The sequence below is a fragment of the Sphingomonas oligophenolica genome, from assembly GCF_039522915.1.
Lineage (GTDB): Bacteria > Pseudomonadota > Alphaproteobacteria > Sphingomonadales > Sphingomonadaceae > Sphingomonas > Sphingomonas oligophenolica.
Window position 1 is genome coordinate 43057 of record NZ_BAAAEH010000010.1, and the last position, 15510, is coordinate 58566.

General features: G+C 68.2%; 18 protein-coding genes and 1 tRNA gene. 12 read left to right on the forward strand and 7 right to left on the reverse strand.

Features of this window, described 5'->3' with window-relative positions; genetic code table 11:
• Positions 1-3: 3 nt before the first annotated feature.
• The 4 genes from ABD050_RS07020 to ABD050_RS07035 all read right to left on the reverse strand — a co-directional run bounded on the left by ABD050_RS07020 (position 4) and on the right by ABD050_RS07035 (position 3138).
• A complete protein-coding gene (locus ABD050_RS07020) occupies positions 4-1134 on the reverse strand; it encodes an NAD(P)/FAD-dependent oxidoreductase (protein ID WP_343888541.1) in 1131 nt (376 codons plus the stop codon).
• Complete coding sequence (locus ABD050_RS07025) at positions 1113-1802, reverse strand: methyltransferase domain-containing protein (protein ID WP_343888542.1); 690 nt, start codon at positions 1800-1802, stop codon at positions 1113-1115. The genes ABD050_RS07020 and ABD050_RS07025 overlap by 22 nt, the downstream gene beginning before the upstream one ends.
• Positions 1799-2875 carry a type III polyketide synthase gene (locus ABD050_RS07030; protein WP_343888543.1) on the reverse strand — a complete coding sequence of 359 codons (1077 nt, stop codon included), beginning with the start codon at positions 2873-2875 and terminating at the stop codon, positions 1799-1801. Before ABD050_RS07030 ends, ABD050_RS07025 begins: the two co-directional genes overlap by 4 nt.
• A 176-nt stretch (positions 2876-3051) precedes the next feature.
• Positions 3052-3138, reverse strand: a tRNA-Leu gene (locus ABD050_RS07035).
• A gap of 153 nt (positions 3139-3291) precedes the next feature.
• Between ABD050_RS07035 and ABD050_RS07040 the strand changes: the two genes are divergently transcribed.
• Entirely contained in the window at positions 3292-4680 is a 1389-nt protein-coding gene (locus ABD050_RS07040; protein WP_343888544.1) for an MATE family efflux transporter, read from the forward strand.
• Here ABD050_RS07040 and ABD050_RS07045 read toward each other — a convergent pair.
• On the reverse strand, positions 4631-5335 hold the full coding sequence (locus ABD050_RS07045) for an MJ0042-type zinc finger domain-containing protein (RefSeq protein WP_343888545.1): 705 nt from the start codon (positions 5333-5335) through the stop codon (positions 4631-4633). The genes ABD050_RS07040 and ABD050_RS07045 overlap by 50 nt on opposite strands.
• Before the next feature lie 231 nt (positions 5336-5566).
• On the opposite strand from ABD050_RS07045, the gene ftsE reads away from it, so the two are divergent.
• The 4 genes from ftsE to ABD050_RS07065 are packed head-to-tail and all read left to right on the forward strand — an operon-like array spanning position 5567 to position 8392.
• Positions 5567-6283 (forward strand): cell division ATP-binding protein FtsE, encoded by a 717-nt coding sequence (ftsE, locus tag ABD050_RS07050; RefSeq protein WP_343888546.1) that lies wholly within the window; start codon positions 5567-5569, stop codon positions 6281-6283.
• Positions 6280-7173, forward strand: coding sequence for a cell division protein FtsX (locus ABD050_RS07055; RefSeq protein ID WP_343888547.1), 894 nt, complete (start codon positions 6280-6282; stop codon positions 7171-7173). The genes ftsE and ABD050_RS07055 overlap by 4 nt, the downstream gene beginning before the upstream one ends.
• The gene (locus ABD050_RS07060; RefSeq protein WP_343888548.1) at positions 7170-7706 is read left to right on the forward strand and encodes a YdcF family protein; all 537 of its coding nucleotides are present in this window, start codon (positions 7170-7172) and stop codon (positions 7704-7706) included. Before ABD050_RS07055 ends, ABD050_RS07060 begins: the two co-directional genes overlap by 4 nt.
• Positions 7703-8392: a lysophospholipid acyltransferase family protein gene (locus tag ABD050_RS07065; protein WP_343888549.1), complete on the forward strand. Its 690-nt coding sequence runs from the start codon at positions 7703-7705 to the stop codon at positions 8390-8392. The genes ABD050_RS07060 and ABD050_RS07065 overlap by 4 nt, the downstream gene beginning before the upstream one ends.
• Before the next feature lie 8 nt (positions 8393-8400).
• On the opposite strand, the gene soxR is transcribed toward ABD050_RS07065, so the two are convergent.
• On the reverse strand, positions 8401-8865 hold the full coding sequence (gene soxR, locus ABD050_RS07070; RefSeq protein WP_343888550.1) for a redox-sensitive transcriptional activator SoxR: 465 nt from the start codon (positions 8863-8865) through the stop codon (positions 8401-8403).
• A 96-nt stretch (positions 8866-8961) separates the two neighbouring features.
• Here soxR and ABD050_RS07075 point away from each other — a divergent pair, with 96 nt between their 5' ends.
• Both ABD050_RS07075 and ABD050_RS07080 read left to right on the forward strand, forming a co-directional pair.
• The gene (locus tag ABD050_RS07075; RefSeq protein ID WP_343888551.1) at positions 8962-9342 is read left to right on the forward strand and encodes a VOC family protein; all 381 of its coding nucleotides are present in this window, start codon (positions 8962-8964) and stop codon (positions 9340-9342) included.
• 129 nt (positions 9343-9471) lie between these two features.
• The gene (locus ABD050_RS07080; RefSeq protein ID WP_343888552.1) at positions 9472-9888 is read left to right on the forward strand and encodes a CHRD domain-containing protein; all 417 of its coding nucleotides are present in this window, start codon (positions 9472-9474) and stop codon (positions 9886-9888) included.
• Positions 9889-10262: 374 nt separating this feature from the next.
• Here the strand turns inward: ABD050_RS07080 and ABD050_RS07085 are convergent, their stop codons facing one another.
• Positions 10263-11171, reverse strand: coding sequence for a prephenate/arogenate dehydrogenase family protein (locus ABD050_RS07085; protein WP_343888690.1), 909 nt, complete (start codon positions 11169-11171; stop codon positions 10263-10265).
• 100 nt (positions 11172-11271) lie between these two features.
• On the opposite strand from ABD050_RS07085, the gene ABD050_RS07090 reads away from it, so the two are divergent.
• The 5 genes from ABD050_RS07090 (at position 11272) to ABD050_RS07110 (ending at position 15508) form a co-directional block, all read left to right on the forward strand.
• Positions 11272-12828, forward strand: coding sequence for an FAD-dependent oxidoreductase (locus ABD050_RS07090; protein WP_343888553.1), 1557 nt, complete (start codon positions 11272-11274; stop codon positions 12826-12828).
• A 57-nt stretch (positions 12829-12885) separates the two neighbouring features.
• Positions 12886-14004 (forward strand): homoserine O-acetyltransferase MetX, encoded by a 1119-nt coding sequence (gene metX / locus ABD050_RS07095; RefSeq protein ID WP_343888554.1) that lies wholly within the window; start codon positions 12886-12888, stop codon positions 14002-14004.
• Entirely contained in the window at positions 14001-14438 is a 438-nt protein-coding gene (locus tag ABD050_RS07100; protein ID WP_343888555.1) for a GNAT family N-acetyltransferase, read from the forward strand. The genes metX and ABD050_RS07100 overlap by 4 nt, the downstream gene beginning before the upstream one ends.
• Complete coding sequence (metW, locus tag ABD050_RS07105; RefSeq protein ID WP_343888556.1) at positions 14435-15034, forward strand: methionine biosynthesis protein MetW; 600 nt, start codon at positions 14435-14437, stop codon at positions 15032-15034. The genes ABD050_RS07100 and metW overlap by 4 nt, the downstream gene beginning before the upstream one ends.
• A 63-nt stretch (positions 15035-15097) precedes the next feature.
• Positions 15098-15508 (forward strand): response regulator, encoded by a 411-nt coding sequence (locus ABD050_RS07110; RefSeq protein WP_343888557.1) that lies wholly within the window; start codon positions 15098-15100, stop codon positions 15506-15508.
• The last annotated feature ends 2 nt before the right edge of the window (positions 15509-15510 follow it).

Here is a 15510-nt window from a genome sequence, read left to right on the forward strand (position 1 = left end):
GGATCAGCTTTCCTGCGCTCTGGGCGGATGGTCAAGGTGCGAATGGTTGATTCGGGTCAGTCGCGCGACGAGCTCGGTCAGCACCGGCAGGTGCCGGGCGATCGCCACCGCCGCGCGCGCGACAGGCGGGTGCTCGGCACCGGCGCGAATCATGCCCGCGATTCCGATCGGCGGCGCCAGGTCGCGGGCAAGCCTGGTCTGGTACGGGATCGCGGCGCCGGCGCCGCCCTCACTATAGGCACGCGCGGCGCGGATCCCGCTCGCGATCGCGATGCCCATGCCTTCGCCCGCGAGCGACGGGATCACGCCGGCCTGGTCGCCGAGCCTGAACAATCCAGCCACGCCCCCGTGCGCGCGCCAGCCATAGGGGATGTTCGCCACCGCATCGATCGGCTCGCTGCCGCTGCGCTGCCCCAGCCGCTCGCCGAGCGCGGGGCATTCGCGCGCCAGCGCCTCGAGCAACCGCGCCGGATCGCCTGCCTCGGCCAATCGCGAGCGATGGACTGCCATGCAGCAATTCGCACTGCCGTCTTCCTGGAGCACCACGCCGATATAGCCGCGGTCGAACAGATGCAGCTCGATCGCGCCGTCGACCAGCCGGTGGAGCGTCGGCGAGGGACCGAGCCTGATCCGCAACCCCAATGCCGGGTCGGCGCCCCGCGCCCCCGCCGGACGCCCGAGCCCGCGCACGTCATGCTTGCCGCTGGCCAGGAACAGCGCATCGCCGGCGAGATCGGCGCCATCCTGCAGCCTGGCGGTCGTGCCGTCGATCGCCCTGACGATGACGCCACGCTCGATCGCCGCGCCGGCACGCGCCGCGCGGTCGAGCAGGACTGAATCGAGATGGCGGCGCGACACGGCATGGGCCGGGCGGGGCAGCCGCGCCTCGGCCATTTTCCCGCCGGCGAACAGCCGGACCTGAGTCACCCGTGCCGGACCGAGCGCGTCGGGTTCGACCCCAAGGCTGCGGAGCGATTCGAGCGTGCGCCAGCTGAGAAAGCCGCCGCACAGCGCGTCGCCGGTCTCGCGGCTCCGCTCGATCAGCAGATGCGGCACTCCGGCCCGCGCGAGCATGATTGCCGCGCTCGCCCCAGCCGGCCCGCCGCCGACGATCAGTGCAGCCGTTCGACGCACAGCCTGAACGGAAAGGCGCGGTAGACATCAGCGGTCACGCCCGCTTCGGCGAGGATCGGCGGCCATTCGGCCGGGCGGAAAGACCGCGCGATCGACAGCGTTCCGTCGAGACGGACGATCGGGTGCCATCGGGCCAGCCGGGCGAGAATCGGGAAGCCCCAATGCGCAAAGCCGTGGCGGTGAAGGTCGTTGACCAGCCAGCCCCGCGCTGCCTCGGTGTCCATGAAGCGCAGAAAGGCGATCAACTGGGGATGAGTCATGTGATGGGCGACCAGGCTCGAGATGACGAAATCCCAGCCCTGCCCGGCAAGATCCGCATAATCTCCCGTCACATAGCGGATGGGTAGGTCGCCGGGCGTGTGCGCCGCGGCGGCCGGCGCGCTGCGCGGGTTGAGATCGACCCCGACCAGCTCGGCCGCGATCCCGCGCCGCGCCGCCCAGCGCGCGATCCGCCGTAGCATGTCGCCGTCGCCGAAACCGACATCGAGCAGCTTGAAGCGCGCCATCCCGCGTGTTCCCCGGGCGAGGAAATCGAGCGTCGGCCGCGCCGCCATCGTCACCACATTCACTTTGGCAAGATCGCCGACCACCGCGGCATAGGTCGCTGCGTCGAGATCCTCGCTGTCCATCAGCTCCTCGGCGATGGCGCGGGTGGCGAGGCTCGTCATCCCGCACTCCTGAAGCCGAAGCCCTCGGCGGCGAGGCCGGGCCCGAAGGCGAGCGCGACGCCGTCGTCGATCACTGGCCCGCCGAGCAGTCGGGCGAGCACGAACATCAAGGTCGCCGACGACATATTGCCGTTATCGGCGAGCACGCGACGCGAGGCAGCCAGCGCTTCGGGGGGAAGGCGGAGGCTGTGCTCGACTGCGTCGAGAATCGATCGGCCGCCGGCATGCACCGCCCAGGCGTCGATTTCGGCGGGCGCCCGGCCGCCGGTCGCGGCAGCGGCGAAATCGGGGTCGGCGAGCCCGGCCGCGATCCGGGCCGGCACTTCGCCGGAGAGATGCATCGCGAAGCCGCTGTCGGTCACGTCCCAGCGGATCAGCTCGGCCGAATCGGGCAGCGTCGTCGCGAAGGGCTGGCCGACGGCGAAGCCCCGGGGCTCGGCGGTGACGAGCGCTGCGGCGGCGCCGTCGCCGAACTGGAGCATCGCCAGCAGCGGCTCGATCTCGTTCACTGCCTGAAGATGAAGCGTCGAGAGCTCGACGCACAGCACGAGCACGCGGGCGGGCGGATCGGAGCGGACGATATGGCGCGCGGTGCGCAGTGCCGCGACCGCTGCATAGCAGCCCATGAAGCCGATCAGCAGCCGCTCGACCGCGGGGGACAGCCCGATCCGCCGCGCAATGATCTGGTCGATACCGGGCGCAACGAAGCCGGTGCAACTCGCGACGACGAAATGCGTGATGCCCTGGACAGGTATCTGCGCCGCCAGCGCCTCGATCGCGGCGATCCCGAGCGCCGGCGCGGTTTCGGCATAGAGCCGCATGCGTTCGGCGGTGCCGGGAAGCTGGGGTCGGGCATAAAAGCCCGTGGTCGCGACCGGCGACCCGCCGCCCGGAGTGCGTTCGAGCACTGACCAGCGATGCTCGATCCCCGATCGCGCCGCCATCCGCGCGAACAGCTTCGCCGAGCGGCCGTCCGCGATCCGCTCCTGTGCCCAGTCGATGAAGGCGTGGTGGATATCGTGATCCGGGACCGCGGTCCCGATCGCATTCAGATGAGCGACGATGTCAGGCAAGAATGGCTTTCGAGAGCAGGTGAGACGGATGCCGCACCGCTTGCACAACGCCATAGCAGCGCGGTCGATCCGTAGGTACCAATGCTTTGCACGAAGGTTCTATCGGCCGCCAAATAAGCGGCGGACGGACATCTGTCCGTCCGCGCTCCGGACTCTCGGTCCATCAAAGGAGAATGTGGTGCGGCCGAGAAGACTCGAACTTCCACGGGCTTTCGCCCACAACGACCTCAACGTTGCGCGTCTACCAGTTCCGCCACGGCCGCACGTGAAACACCGCCGGACAAGCCCCGGCAGCTGGTAGGGGAGCGCCCCTAGCAAGGTGTTGCACCGATAGCAACCCGGCCCCCTCGCCTTTGGGAAAGGAAGGGCGATCGCCACCGCTATGCCTGAGGCCGGCGCGCCGCTACCAGCGCCGCATGCCGATTTCGCACACAGCCAGGCCGATCGCCGACGAGACGCGCCGCATCCTGGCGCTTGCCTGGCCGGTTATGCTGACCAGCCTCAACTGGACGATCCTGCACGTCACTGACGTCATCGTCGTGGGGCTCGCCGGCACCGGCGAGGTCGCGGCGCTCGGGGCGAGCCGGTCGCTGACCTTCGTCGCGATCGTCGCCGGGCTTGCCGGCCTGTCGGGCGTGCTGGTGTTCACCGCACGCGCCGATGGCGCCGGCGAGCTGGAGCGCACGGGTGGCGTGCTGCGCGAGGGGCTTGCGCTCGCCATATTGCTCGGTCTCGCGATGGGCTTGCTCCTGCTCGTCTTCGCTGCGCCGATGCTCGCCGCCATGGGGGTCGCGGATGCGCTGGTGCCCGAGGCAGCCCGGGTGGTCAGGGTGATGGGCATCTCCTTTCCGTTCCAGCTCGTGATCGTCGCGGCCAGTTATTTCCTCGAAGGCGTCAGCCGTCCGCGCCGGGTGATGACGGTCAATCTCTCGATCCTGCCGCTCAACGCCCTGCTCGCCTGGGCGCTGTCCGGCGGCCATCTCGGCCTGCCCGCGCTTGGTGCCGTCGGGGCGGCAACCGCGACGGCGATCGCCTCGGCGATCGGCGCGGCCGGCATGCTCGGCGCTGCATGGACGCTGCCCCGGGCACGGGGTCGCGGCGTCCATGATCTTTCCCCGGCGGCCTGGGCGACGGTAGCGGTCGGCGTCGCCCGGCTCGCCCGGTTCGGCATTGTCCCGGCGATCGCCTCGGGGCTCGAGCTGGCCGGCTTCTCGATCCTGATCGCGCTGTCCACCCAGCTCGGCGACGCCGCCGCGCATGCCTTCCAGATCGTCTTCTCGATCCATAACGTCACCTTCGCCGTCGCGCTCGGGCTCGGCTCGGCGGCGGGCGTGCGCGCTGGCAATGCGGTCGGCGAAGGCACTCCCGCCGCTGCAGTCCACCGCACGCTGATCGCGGTCGGGGTGGCTGCATTGCTCACCGGGCTGCTCGCCCTGCTTCTGGTGATCGGCCGGGCGGGCGTGGTCGGCCTGTTCCCGGCGACCGGCGAGGTCAAGGGGCTCGCCCTGGCGATGGTGCCCCTATGGGCGCCCTTCATCCTGTTCGACGGCGTCCAGGTGGTGCTGGTCTATGCGCTGCGCTCGCTCGGCGATCAGATCGCGGCGGGGATCAACAGCATCATCGCCTATTTCCTGGTGACCGGCGGCGCGGGCTGGTGGCTGGTCCATGCCGGTTTCGGGCTGCCCGGGCTCGTCTACGCCTCGGGCGCCGGGATGATCGCGGCGGCGGCGCTCCATGGCGGCCGCTTCGCCCTGGTCAGCTCGCGGCTTCGCCTGAAAAGCTCAGCACCAGATTCTTCGAACTGAGCGGCACATCGAGCTTCGCGCTGTTGAACTCGACCGAGCCATGCGGCGCGAGCGTCGTCGCATCGGGCCGGATCATCCAGCCATAAACCACCCGGTTCTGCGCATCCTTGAGCTCGACCCGGATGTCGGGAACATGCTGGCGGGTGCTGGTCGGGTTCACGACCTTGCCGCTGACCGCGAAGATGTGGCTGCCATTGTCGAGATCGCGGTGGTCGACTGCGTTACTGACAATCTTGAGCGGTACCTCGGCCGGCCCGAGCTGCAGGCCGAACCGGTCGGCGAGCCCGGGTGCGCCGCTCCACAGGATCGCGCCCGCGCCGATCAGCATCAGGATGCCGGCGGCGATCGCGGCCATCGTCCAACGCCGCGCCGGGTTGCGACGGGGGCGGAAAGGGGGCTCGTTGGCGAATGCGTCATAGTCCGGCGCCGTGCCGGGCGGTGCGATCACGACATCGGGCGGGGGCGGCGGGGGTGGCGGTGGCGGGGAAGGGGCAGGCGCCAGCGGCGCCTCGGCGCGCGCGACCAGATCGAGCACATGGCCCGGCTGGAACCAGCTATGCTTGCAGGCCGCGCATCGCACGGTCCGCCCGTCGGGCCCGACCGCTGAATCGGGAACGAGGTAACGTGTCCGGCACTGGCTGCATTCGAGGATCATTGGTGGCCGCTTCCGGCACCGCGAACCCGCGGCACCCGTCTTTGAACTAAGCCCTGTCGTTTGTTCCCGCAATGGTCGTGATTGTCCGTAAGGGGCGATCGGCCTTCAGGGAGAGAGAAGGGCTGTTCGTCCCATCTGCCGACAGCGGTGCAAACCCCGTCCTTGTGGCGCGCGCCCCGATCGTGCGATGGCGGGCGGGGCATAACGATCAGTGAGCGGCAACGCCGAATAATGGCGAATATCGTCCAGTTCGAGAATGTAGGGCTGCGCTACGGCACCAGCCAGGAGACGTTGTCCGACGTCAGCTTCACGCTGTCGACTGGCTCCTTCTATTTTCTCACCGGCGCGTCGGGCGCCGGCAAGACGTCATTGCTGAAGCTTCTTTATCTCGCGCAGCGCCCGAGCCGGGGCCTGATCCGCCTGTTCGGCGAGGACGCCGTCACCCTGCCGCGCAAGCGCCTGCCCGGCTTCCGCCGCCGCATCGGCGTGGTGTTCCAGGATTTCCGGCTCGTCCCGCATCTCTCGGCCTATGACAATATCGCCCTGCCGCTGCGGGTCTCGGGGGTGCCGGAAAGCGATGTCGAGGCGCCGGTGCGCGAGATGCTCGCCTGGGTCGGCCTGTCCGACCGGGTCCAGGCCAAGCCGCCGACCCTGTCGGGCGGCGAGCAGCAGCGCGTGGCGATCGCACGCGCGGTGATCGGCCGGCCCGAGATCCTCGTCGCCGACGAGCCGACCGGCAATGTCGATCCCGACATGGCCGAGCGCCTGCTCCATCTGTTCGATTCGCTCAATCGGCTCGGCACGACCGTGGTGGTCGCCACGCATGATTTCCACCTGCTCGGCCGCATCCCGGGCGCGCATATGATGCGGCTCGACAAGGGGCGGCTGCTCGATCCGACCGGATCGCTGCGCTTCCCGCCCGTCCCGCCGGCCGAAAGCGGCGCATGAGCGTCCGCCTGATCACCTCGGCCGCTGATCGTCGCCTGCTCGACGAGAGCCGCAGCACGCGGGCGATGACGTGGATCATGGCGATCATGCTGTTCCTGACGGTGCTGGCGGCGGCGTTCGGGCTCGGCACGCTTTCGGCCGCCACCTTGCTCGACCGTCAGCTCGCCGGCCGGCTGACGGTCCAGATCGTCGAACCCGTCGATCATGCCCGCGAGGCCCAGACCGCGGCCGCCATGGCGACGCTCCATCGCCTGCCCGAAGTCGTGAAGGCCACCGAGGTCAGCCGCACGCAGCTTGCCGAATTGCTCAGGCCCTGGCTCGGCAGCGACGGTGCCGACCCCGATCTGCCCATCCCGGCGATGATCGATGTCGATCTCGGCGTCGGCACCGATGCTGCGGCCGCACGGGTGACCCATGCCGTCATGGCGGCAGCGCCTGCCGCCCGGGTCGATCGCCATGAGGCGTGGATGTCGCCGGTCAGCCATTTCATGAACCTCATGACCTGGCTCGCTCTGGGGCTGGTGCTGTTGATGGCGGGGGCGACCGCGGCGGTCGTCATCCTCGCCGCGCGCGCCGGGCTCGAGACTCACCGCGACACGATCGAGGTGCTGCACATGCTCGGATCGACCGATATCCAGGTCGCGCGGCTGTTCCAGCGCCGCATCGCGCTCGACACGCTGTTCGGCGGAGTGCTGGGCACTGCGCTCGCGATCGGCACCGTCGTGCTGGTCGGCATGCAGCTCACCACGCTGGGCTCGGATCTGCTGGGGGGCCTGGCGCTGTCCAGCCGCGATTGGGTGCTGCTCGGGTTGCTCCCGATCTCCTTTGCCCTGCTCGCAACCGTCGCCGCGCGGCTCGCGGTGCTGGGCGTGCTCAGGCGCAGCCTGTGATCGCGCGCATCCTCGGCGCCATCGCCCTGCTCTGGGCCTTCGGCTTCGTGCTGTTCCTGCTCGCCCTGCCGGGGCCGCTCGGCGATGTGAAGACTGACGGCATCGTCGTGCTGACCGGCGCGCCGGGCCGGATCGACCACGGCATTGCGCTCCTCCAGAGGCATCTTGCGCAGCGGATGCTGATCAGCGGCGTGGCGCCCGAGGTGCGTCCCGCCGAACTCGCCGCCGAATATCACAGCCCGCCGGCCCTGTTCGCCTGCTGCATCGATCTCGGCCATGAGGCAGTCGATACCCGCTCCAATGCCGAGGAAACCGCTTCCTGGGTGAAGCACCATCATTATCATTCGGTCCGGATCGTCACCTCGGACTGGCACCTCGCCCGCGCCCGGCTCGAGCTCGGCAACACGCTGGGCAGCGACGTGACGGTGCTGGGCGACGGGGTGCCGAACAACCCGCGCCTCGCGCTGCTGGTCGCTGAATATAACAAGCTGCTGCTGCGCCGGGCGGCGCTCTGGCTCGGGATCGGCCAATGATCTGGGTGCGCACGATCGCCTTCATGATCGTCTTCTATCTCGGTTCGGTGCCGATCGTGCTGCTGACGCCGATCACGGCGATGTTCGGGCGCAAGGCGCTGATCGTCCATACCCATCTCTGGACCAGCTTCCATGGCTGGACGACCGAGCATATCCTCGGCATCCACCGCCGCGTCGAAGGCATGCTCTATGCCGACGGGCCGGTGATCTATGCCGCCAAGCACCAGGCGATGTACGAAACGCTCGAGCTCGGCCGGATGCTGCGCACCCCCGCGATCGTGATGAAGCAGGAGCTTGCGTCGATTCCGGTCTGGGGCTGGGCGGCGCGACGCTATGGCGTCATCGTCGTCGATCGCGAGGCGACAGCGGGCGCGCTCAGGCGGATGGTACGCGAGGCGCAGGCTGAGCTCGCGCTCGGGCGCTCGATCCTGATCTTCCCTGAAGGCACGCGAGTCGCGCCGGGTGAGCAGCCGCCGCTCCGCGCTGGCTTTGCCGGGCTTTATCAGATGCTCAGAATCCCGGTGATTCCGGTCGCGATCAATTCGGGGCTGGTGTGGCCGAGGCACGGGCCCAAACATCCCGGCACGGTGACGTTCCGCTTCGGCGAGCCGATCCCGCCGGGCCTTCCGCGCGCCGAGGCCGAGCGGCTGGTGCACGAGGCGATCAATGCGCTGGAGACGCGGTAGCGTTCCTTTCAATCAGCGAAATCACCCGCGCGATTGCCCATCAGGAAGCGCGGCCCGGTCCCAGCCCGCGCCGCCCGGTCACCGGGATTGTAGAGCGCGCAACGATCGAGCGAGAGGCAGCCGCAGCCGATACAGCCGTCGAGCAGGTCACGGGTCTGCTCGAGCATGTCGATCTTGGCCTCGAGCGCCCCGCGGATGCGCGCGCTGATCGCCTGCCAGTCGCCCTGGGTGGGCGCGCGGCCACGGGGCAATGTCGCCAGCTCGCGCTCGATCTCGCCGAGCGTCAGCCCGAGCTGCTGGCCGATCAGCGCGAAGGACAGCCGCCTGATGTCGGATCGCAGGAAGCGCCGCTGGTTGCCGCTGGTGCGGATCGCGTCGACCAGCCCGCGCGCCTCATAATAACGGATCGCCGATACCGACATGCCGGTTCGCCGCGCCAGCTCCCCGATCGTCAACAGTGGCGATTCGGCCATGACAGACCTCCCGGAAAATGACTCTTGACCTCACCTTAGCTTGAGGTCGTACGACTCGCAAATCGCGGGTTTCCCGCCTCGATCCAGGAGAAGAAAATGGCATCGCTTGCAATCGAACATGTGAACCTGACGGTCAGGGATCCGGAGCATAGCGCCGGCATGCTCGCTGGCCTGTTCGGCTGGTATGTCCGGTGGCGCGGCCCGGCGCGGGACGGCGGCCACACCGTCCATGTCGGCACCGAGGCGCATTATATGGCGCTCTATACGGGCCATGACGTCACCTATACCGACCAGGACTTCGCCAAGGGCCGTCCGCTCAACCATGTCGGCGTCGAGGTCGACGATCTCGATGCCACCGAGGCGAAGGTCGTCGCGGCCGGGCTGGTGCCCTTCTCGCATGGCGATTACGAGCCCGGCCGCCGCTTCTATTTCCTCGATCCGGACGGCATCGAATATGAGGTGGTCAGCTATCGATGACGGCCCCGGGTTTGGCACAATTGACCGATGATTCCATTGCCATGCGGCCCGGCCGGGCACACACTCCCTCCGGGATGATGATCGCGCCGGCACGGGCTAGCGCTGGCGCGCTGAGAAGAGGAGGATTCGATGCGAATGACCCTGGCACTGCTGGCGACGGCGATGGCGGCCGCCCCTGCGCTCGCCGCCGACCCGGTGACGATCAAGGTGGCGATGACCGGCGCCGCCGAGGTTCCGGCCGGCGACCCCGACGGCACCGGCACGGCGAGCGTGACGATCGACGCTGCCAAGGGCCAGGTCTGCTACACGCTGAGCGTGGCCGGCATCGACACGGCGACGATGGCGCACATCCACAAGGGTGCGGCGGGGGTTGCCGGCCCGGTGGTCGTGCCGCTCGATCCGCCGGCGACCGGCAGCTCGACAGGGTGCAAACCAGTCGACCCGGCCGTGATCGCCGCGATCCTCGCCACACCGTCGGACTATTATGTCAACATCCACAATGCTGCCTTCCCGAAAGGCGCGCTGCGCGGGCAACTGGGCGGATAGAAGCGACGCCGCCACCTGGTGGCCCATGCCGGATTCAACCCTGGCTGAGACTATGGGAGAGCGCGTGCGGGCGGGATGCTGGATCGGTCCCGCCCGGCTCTTTGACATGACCGCTTCATAGGCCGGCACGCGTTTGCTGTTCTTTCCAACAGCCCGCTGTTCCCGCCCGCTGTTCCTCGCTGTTATCGTGGCTGTTATTCCCGCTGTTCCGCCGCTGTTATTCAATAACAGCGGGATTGCCGGCAAGCTGTTGATAATAAGCGAAGAAATGGGCCGGAAAATCCAACATAACAGCGGCGAAAATAAAAAATGCCGATTAACAGCGGGGAACAGCGGGAAAAGCTCAGCCGATCACCGCGAGCGGGTTGTACGCTTCAGTCGTGCGTCCGCCCGAAATCGGGCGCCGGATCATCCTGGCCCTGCTCGATGATGCCGCGGCGGATTGCGCGGGTCTTGGTGAAGAGTTCGAACAACTCGTCGCCCTTGCCCCAGCGGATCGCGCGCTGCAGCGCCGAGAGGTCCTCGGAGAAGCGCTGGAGCATGTCGAGCACCGCCTCGCGATTGGAGAGGAACACGTCGCGCCACATGGTCGGGTCGGAGGCGGCGATGCGGGTGAAATCGCGAAAGCCGCCGGCCGAATATTTGATCACCTCGCTGCGCGTCACCTCCTCCATGTCGGAGGCGGTGCCGACGATCGTATAGGCAATGAGGTGCGGCAGATGGCTGGTGATCGCCAGCACCCGGTCATGATGGCCGGGCTCCATCAGCTCGACTTCAGCGCCGAGCCGGCGCCAGAACTCGCTGACCCGTTCGACCGCGAGGGCGTCTGCGCCCTCGGGTGGGGTGATGATGCACCAGCGCTTGTGGAACAGGGTGGCGAAGCCCGCCTCCGGGCCGCTGCGCTCGGTGCCGGCGACGGGGTGCGCCGGGATGATCGTCGCACCGGGCAGCGCCTCGGTGAGGGCGCGCAGGACTTCTTCCTTGCACGAGCCGACATCGCTGACGACCGCGTCGGCCGGAAGATCGGCGGCGATCTCGGCGGCGACGGCTCCCATCGCCCCGACCGGTACGCACAGGATGACGAGATCGGCGTCGATCACCGCCGCGCCTGCCGTGTCGGTGACGTCGTCGAACAACTGCAACCGGTCGGCGATGCCGCGCACCTCGGGATCGGCGTCATAGCCGGTCAGCCGGACTGTCGGCATTTCGACGCGCACCGCGCGCGCGATCGAGGAGCCGATCAGGCCGATGCCGATGATGGTGATGCGGGCAAAGGGCAGCATGACCGCGCGCATGGCGGAAGGGCTCCATTAAGGCAAGCTGGCTGGAGTCCGGACCGGCTTCGCTATACTCCCGCTGGGGGAAGCCGAAAGGGGAGGCTCGATGCGCGGCAGCTCGACATTCTGGGAGGCGCTCGGCCAGGCGCGGCGGATGAACCTTGCCGCCGCCGGCGAGAAGCCGCCCGTCCAGGGCACTCCGGGCCAGACGCGTCGCGCCGTGCTGGTCGCGCTCGGCGCTACCGGCCTGTCGGCCGCGCTGCCCCGGCCTCTCCATGCCGCACCGCTCAAGGGCCGGGTCGCGATCATCGGCGGCGGCATCGCGGGGATGACCGCGCTCTGGCACCTGACCCGGGCGGGGATGGATGCTCGACTCTATGAAGCGCGGCCCCGGCTGGGCGGGCGGATGTTCACGCACCGGCCGGCGGATGGCGGCGTTCCGATGGAGATTGGCGGCCAGCTCGTCAATTCGGACCATGCGGACATGCACCGCCTCGTAAAGGAATTCGGCCTCGCGCTGATCGATCGCAAGAGCGAGGCGCATCGCACCCTGGTGCTGGCGAATGGCGCCGAGGTGCCGGCGGGCCCGCTCGCCGAAGCATTGCGGCCGATCGCGGCGCAGATCGGCGTTGATTCGGACCGGCTCGACAAGGATTATGCCGGCACCGCGCGTGATCTCGATCGCCTGTCGATCAGCGCCTATCTCGACGCCCATGCCGACAAGCTGACTCAGCCCTGGGTGCGCCAGCTGATGGAGGCGACCAGCCGCACCGAATATGGCGTCGAGCCGGGCCAGGCATCGGCGATCGAGCTGGTCTTCAACCTGCCGACGGTGGAGGGCGAACGGATCGACGTGCTTGGCCGCAGCGACGAGCGCTATCTGATCGAGGGCGGCAGCGGCGCCCTGATCGCGGCGATGGCGGCGAAGCTGGCGGACCGGATCGAGACCGGCAAGCGCCTTGCGCGGATCGAGTCGCAGGGCGACGGTGCAAGGCTCTGTTTTCTCGACGGCAGCATCGTCGACGCGGGGGCGGTCATCGTCGCGGTGCCGGCGCCGCTGATGCGGACGATCGATTTCCGCGTGCCCCTGCCGCCCCTATGGCGCCGGTTCATCCGGGAGATCGAGCTCGGCTGTAACGAGAAGGTCCAGGCCGTCATGGCGTCAAGGCCCTGGGAGACGGCCTTCGGCAGGGGTGGCGAGCTGTGGCAGACTGACCCCGGCGCCGGTACCGCGCTTGGCTGGGATGGCGGCGTTCGTCCCTTGGAGGGGGCGGGCAGCGTCTGGACCTGGTTCCTCGGCGGCGACGAGGTGACCGCTGCCGATTCAGCTGATCCCGCCACGCTCGCACGCCGCTTTGCTGCGATGGCGGAGCCCGCCGTTCCCGGCTTCGGCGCTGCGATGACCGGCCTTGCCCGCCGGACCGGCTGGCACCGCGATCCGCTGACGCTCGGCGCCTATGTCAATTTCCGCCCCGGCCAGCTGACCCGTTTCAGCGAGTTGGTCTGGGTCGAGGGCGCTGATGCGCCACGCCACCGGACGCTGTCCGGTCCGGTCCAGTTCGCCGGCGAGCATCTTTCGGATGCCTATCCCGGCTATATGAACGGCGGCGCGCAGACCGGGCGCCTCGCGGCCGAAGCGATCCTTGCCGCGCACCGCGCTTGAACGGGCGCTTGTCACGGCCATTGCGGGGAGCGAGTTTGAACCCTAACCCGCGCAGCGATGCTTGACGACACGCGCTTCGGGCTTGACCGCCATGCCACATTGCCCGGGCCGCTCCGGCTCGATGGCGGCGCGCTGCTGTCGCCGATCGATATCGGCTACGAAACCTATGGCACGCTCGCCCCCGATGGCGGCAATGCGATCCTGGTGTGTCACGCGCTGACCGGCGACCAGCATGTCGCGAGCATCAGCCCGGTCACCGGCAAGCCCGGCTGGTGGACCCGGCTGGTCGGCCCGGGCAAGCCGATCGATCCGGCGCGTCATTTCATCATCTGCGCGAACGTGCTCGGCGGCTGCACCGGCTCGTCGGGGCCGGCGACGGTCAATCCGGCGACCGGCAAGCCCTGGGGGATGAGCTTTCCGGTCATCACCATCCGCGACATGGTCCGCGCCCAGGCAATGCTGCTCGATCATCTCGGCGTCGAAACCCTGGCCGCGGTGATCGGCGGCTCGATGGGCGGGATGCAGGCGCTGAGCTGGTCGGCGACCTTCCCTGACCGGGTGCGCGCGGCCGTGGTGATCGCGTCGGCGGCACGCCACACGGCGCAGAATATCGCCTTTCACGAGGTCGGCCGCCAGGCGGTGATGGCCGATCCGAAATGGCGCGGCGGCGATTATTATGCCGATGGCGATCCGCCCGCGGCCGGCCTCGCGGTCGCGCGCATGGCCGCGCATATCACCTATCTGTCCGAAGCGGGGCTCACGGAGAAGTTCGGCCGCCGGCTCCAGACCGGCTCAGCCAAGAGCTTCGGCTTCGACGCCGATTTCCAGGTCGAAAGCTATCTCCGCCACCAGGGGATCAGCTTCGTCGACCGGTTCGACGCCAATTCCTATCTCTACATCACGCGCGCCACCGACTATTTCGATCTGGCGGAGGAGCATGGCGGCCACCTCGCCAATGCCTTCAGGGAGAGCAAGGCGCGCTTCTGCCTGATCAGTTTCGACACTGACTGGCTCTATCCGACGTCCGAATCGCGCGCGATCGTCCATGCCCTCAACGCCGCCGGCGCGCCGGTCAGCTTTGTCGAATTGAACTCGCCCTTCGGCCATGACGCCTTCCTGCTCGATTCGCCCGGGATGAACCGGGTGATCGACGGCTTTTTGAGGGCCGGCGCATGATCGCAGCGCCCTACCGATTGTCGACCGATCCCGCCGAGCTGCAGATCGATGCGATCCACGCTTTTCTCGGCACCAGCTATTGGGCCGCGGGCATCCCCCGCGAGACGGTGGCGCGCGCGGTCGCCAATTCGCTCTGTGTCGGTGCCTTTCACGGCGATGCGCAGATCGGTTTCGCGCGGGTGATCAGCGATCGGGCAACCTTCGCCTATCTCGCTGACGTTTATGTGCTCGAGGCGCATTGCGGCCGCGGCATCGCCCGCGCGATGGTGCAGCGGCTGCAGGATCATCCCGATCTTCAGGGGCTGAGACGCTGGCTTCTCTTCACCCGCGATGCCCACAGTGTGTATGCGCCGCTCGGCTGGACGCCCCTGGAAGACGCAGCACGGCTGATGCAGCGCCATTTCCCTGACGTCTATAAGGGTGTGGCGTCATGAGTGTGCAGGCGGCTCTCCGCCCAGATCTCGCGATCATCGCCGCCAATGTCGCGGCGGGCGCCCGCGTGCTCGATGTTGGCTGTGGCGACGGTTCGCTGATGGCTGCGCTGCGCGACACCAAAGGCGTCGACGCGCGTGGGCTCGAGATCGACGCCGGCAATGTCGCCGCGGCGGTCTCGCGCGGGCTGTCGGTGATCCAGGGTGATGCCGATTCGGATCTGGCCGGCTATCCCGATTCGAGCTTCGATTATGCGATCCTCAGCCAGACGCTGCAGACGACGCGCCGGCCCGATCTGGTGCTCGAGCATCTTCTCCGCATCGGCCGGCGCGCCTTTGTTTCCTTTCCCAATTTCGCGCATTGGCGGGTGCGGACGTCCCTGCTCTGGGGCGGGCGGATGCCGGTGACTCGTCTATTGCCCGAGCAATGGTATGACACGCCCAACATCCACCACGTCACGATCGACGATTTCCGCGCCTTTGTGAAAGAGCGCGGGATCGCCGTCGAGGGCGCGTGGTTCCTGTCGGGCGACAAGAGCACGACCTCGGCCGGTGCCAATTTCTTCGCTGAACATGCGGTGTTCCTGCTCAAAAATTGATCTGGATCAGGGAACTTACAACCCGCACCCGGGGTTGATCGCATGATATTCTTTGGAGAATTCATGCCAGCCACCGCCCTGATCGTCGAAGACGAGATCTTCGTCGCGCTCGATCTGGAACGCATCCTCACTGATGCGGGCTACAAGGTCGCGGCGATCGCGGCTGACAGCGACGGCGCGATCGAGGCGGCGCGCGATTGCCAGTTTGCCCTGGTTGACGTCAATCTGCGCGACGGGCCGACCGGCCCCGGCCTCGCGACGACCTTGACCCGCGATTATGGCCTGAAAGTCGTCTTCGTCACCGCCAATCCGGCCCAGATCGGCGAAGGCAAGGGAGCGCTCGGCTATATTCGCAAGCCGTTCAGCGAGGCGGCGATCCTGGCGGCGGCAGCGCTGGCGAGTGCCGCGGGGCTGAATGAGCCGGCCGCCAATGACGATCTGATCCTGCTCGATCGGCCCGCCGGCGCCTGCTGATA

Coding starts and splice junctions, on each gene's coding strand:
- ABD050_RS07025 (WP_343888542.1), bottom strand. CDS start 1,802: ATGACGAGCCTCGCCACCCGCGCCATCGCCGAGGAGCTGATGGACAGC.
- ABD050_RS07040 (WP_343888544.1), top strand. CDS start 3,292: ATGCCGATTTCGCACACAGCCAGGCCGATCGCCGACGAGACGCGCCGC.
- ABD050_RS07045 (WP_343888545.1), bottom strand. CDS start 5,335: ATGATCCTCGAATGCAGCCAGTGCCGGACACGTTACCTCGTTCCCGAT.
- ftsE (WP_343888546.1), top strand. CDS start 5,567: ATGGCGAATATCGTCCAGTTCGAGAATGTAGGGCTGCGCTACGGCACC.
- ABD050_RS07055 (WP_343888547.1), top strand. CDS start 6,280: ATGAGCGTCCGCCTGATCACCTCGGCCGCTGATCGTCGCCTGCTCGAC.
- ABD050_RS07065 (WP_343888549.1), top strand. CDS start 7,703: ATGATCTGGGTGCGCACGATCGCCTTCATGATCGTCTTCTATCTCGGT.
- soxR (WP_343888550.1), bottom strand. CDS start 8,865: ATGGCCGAATCGCCACTGTTGACGATCGGGGAGCTGGCGCGGCGAACC.
- ABD050_RS07075 (WP_343888551.1), top strand. CDS start 8,962: ATGGCATCGCTTGCAATCGAACATGTGAACCTGACGGTCAGGGATCCG.
- ABD050_RS07080 (WP_343888552.1), top strand. CDS start 9,472: ATGCGAATGACCCTGGCACTGCTGGCGACGGCGATGGCGGCCGCCCCT.
- ABD050_RS07085 (WP_343888690.1), bottom strand. CDS start 11,171: ATGCTGCCCTTTGCCCGCATCACCATCATCGGCATCGGCCTGATCGGC.
- ABD050_RS07090 (WP_343888553.1), top strand. CDS start 11,272: ATGCGCGGCAGCTCGACATTCTGGGAGGCGCTCGGCCAGGCGCGGCGG.
- metX (WP_343888554.1), top strand. CDS start 12,886: ATGCTTGACGACACGCGCTTCGGGCTTGACCGCCATGCCACATTGCCC.
- ABD050_RS07100 (WP_343888555.1), top strand. CDS start 14,001: ATGATCGCAGCGCCCTACCGATTGTCGACCGATCCCGCCGAGCTGCAG.
- metW (WP_343888556.1), top strand. CDS start 14,435: ATGAGTGTGCAGGCGGCTCTCCGCCCAGATCTCGCGATCATCGCCGCC.
- ABD050_RS07110 (WP_343888557.1), top strand. CDS start 15,098: ATGCCAGCCACCGCCCTGATCGTCGAAGACGAGATCTTCGTCGCGCTC.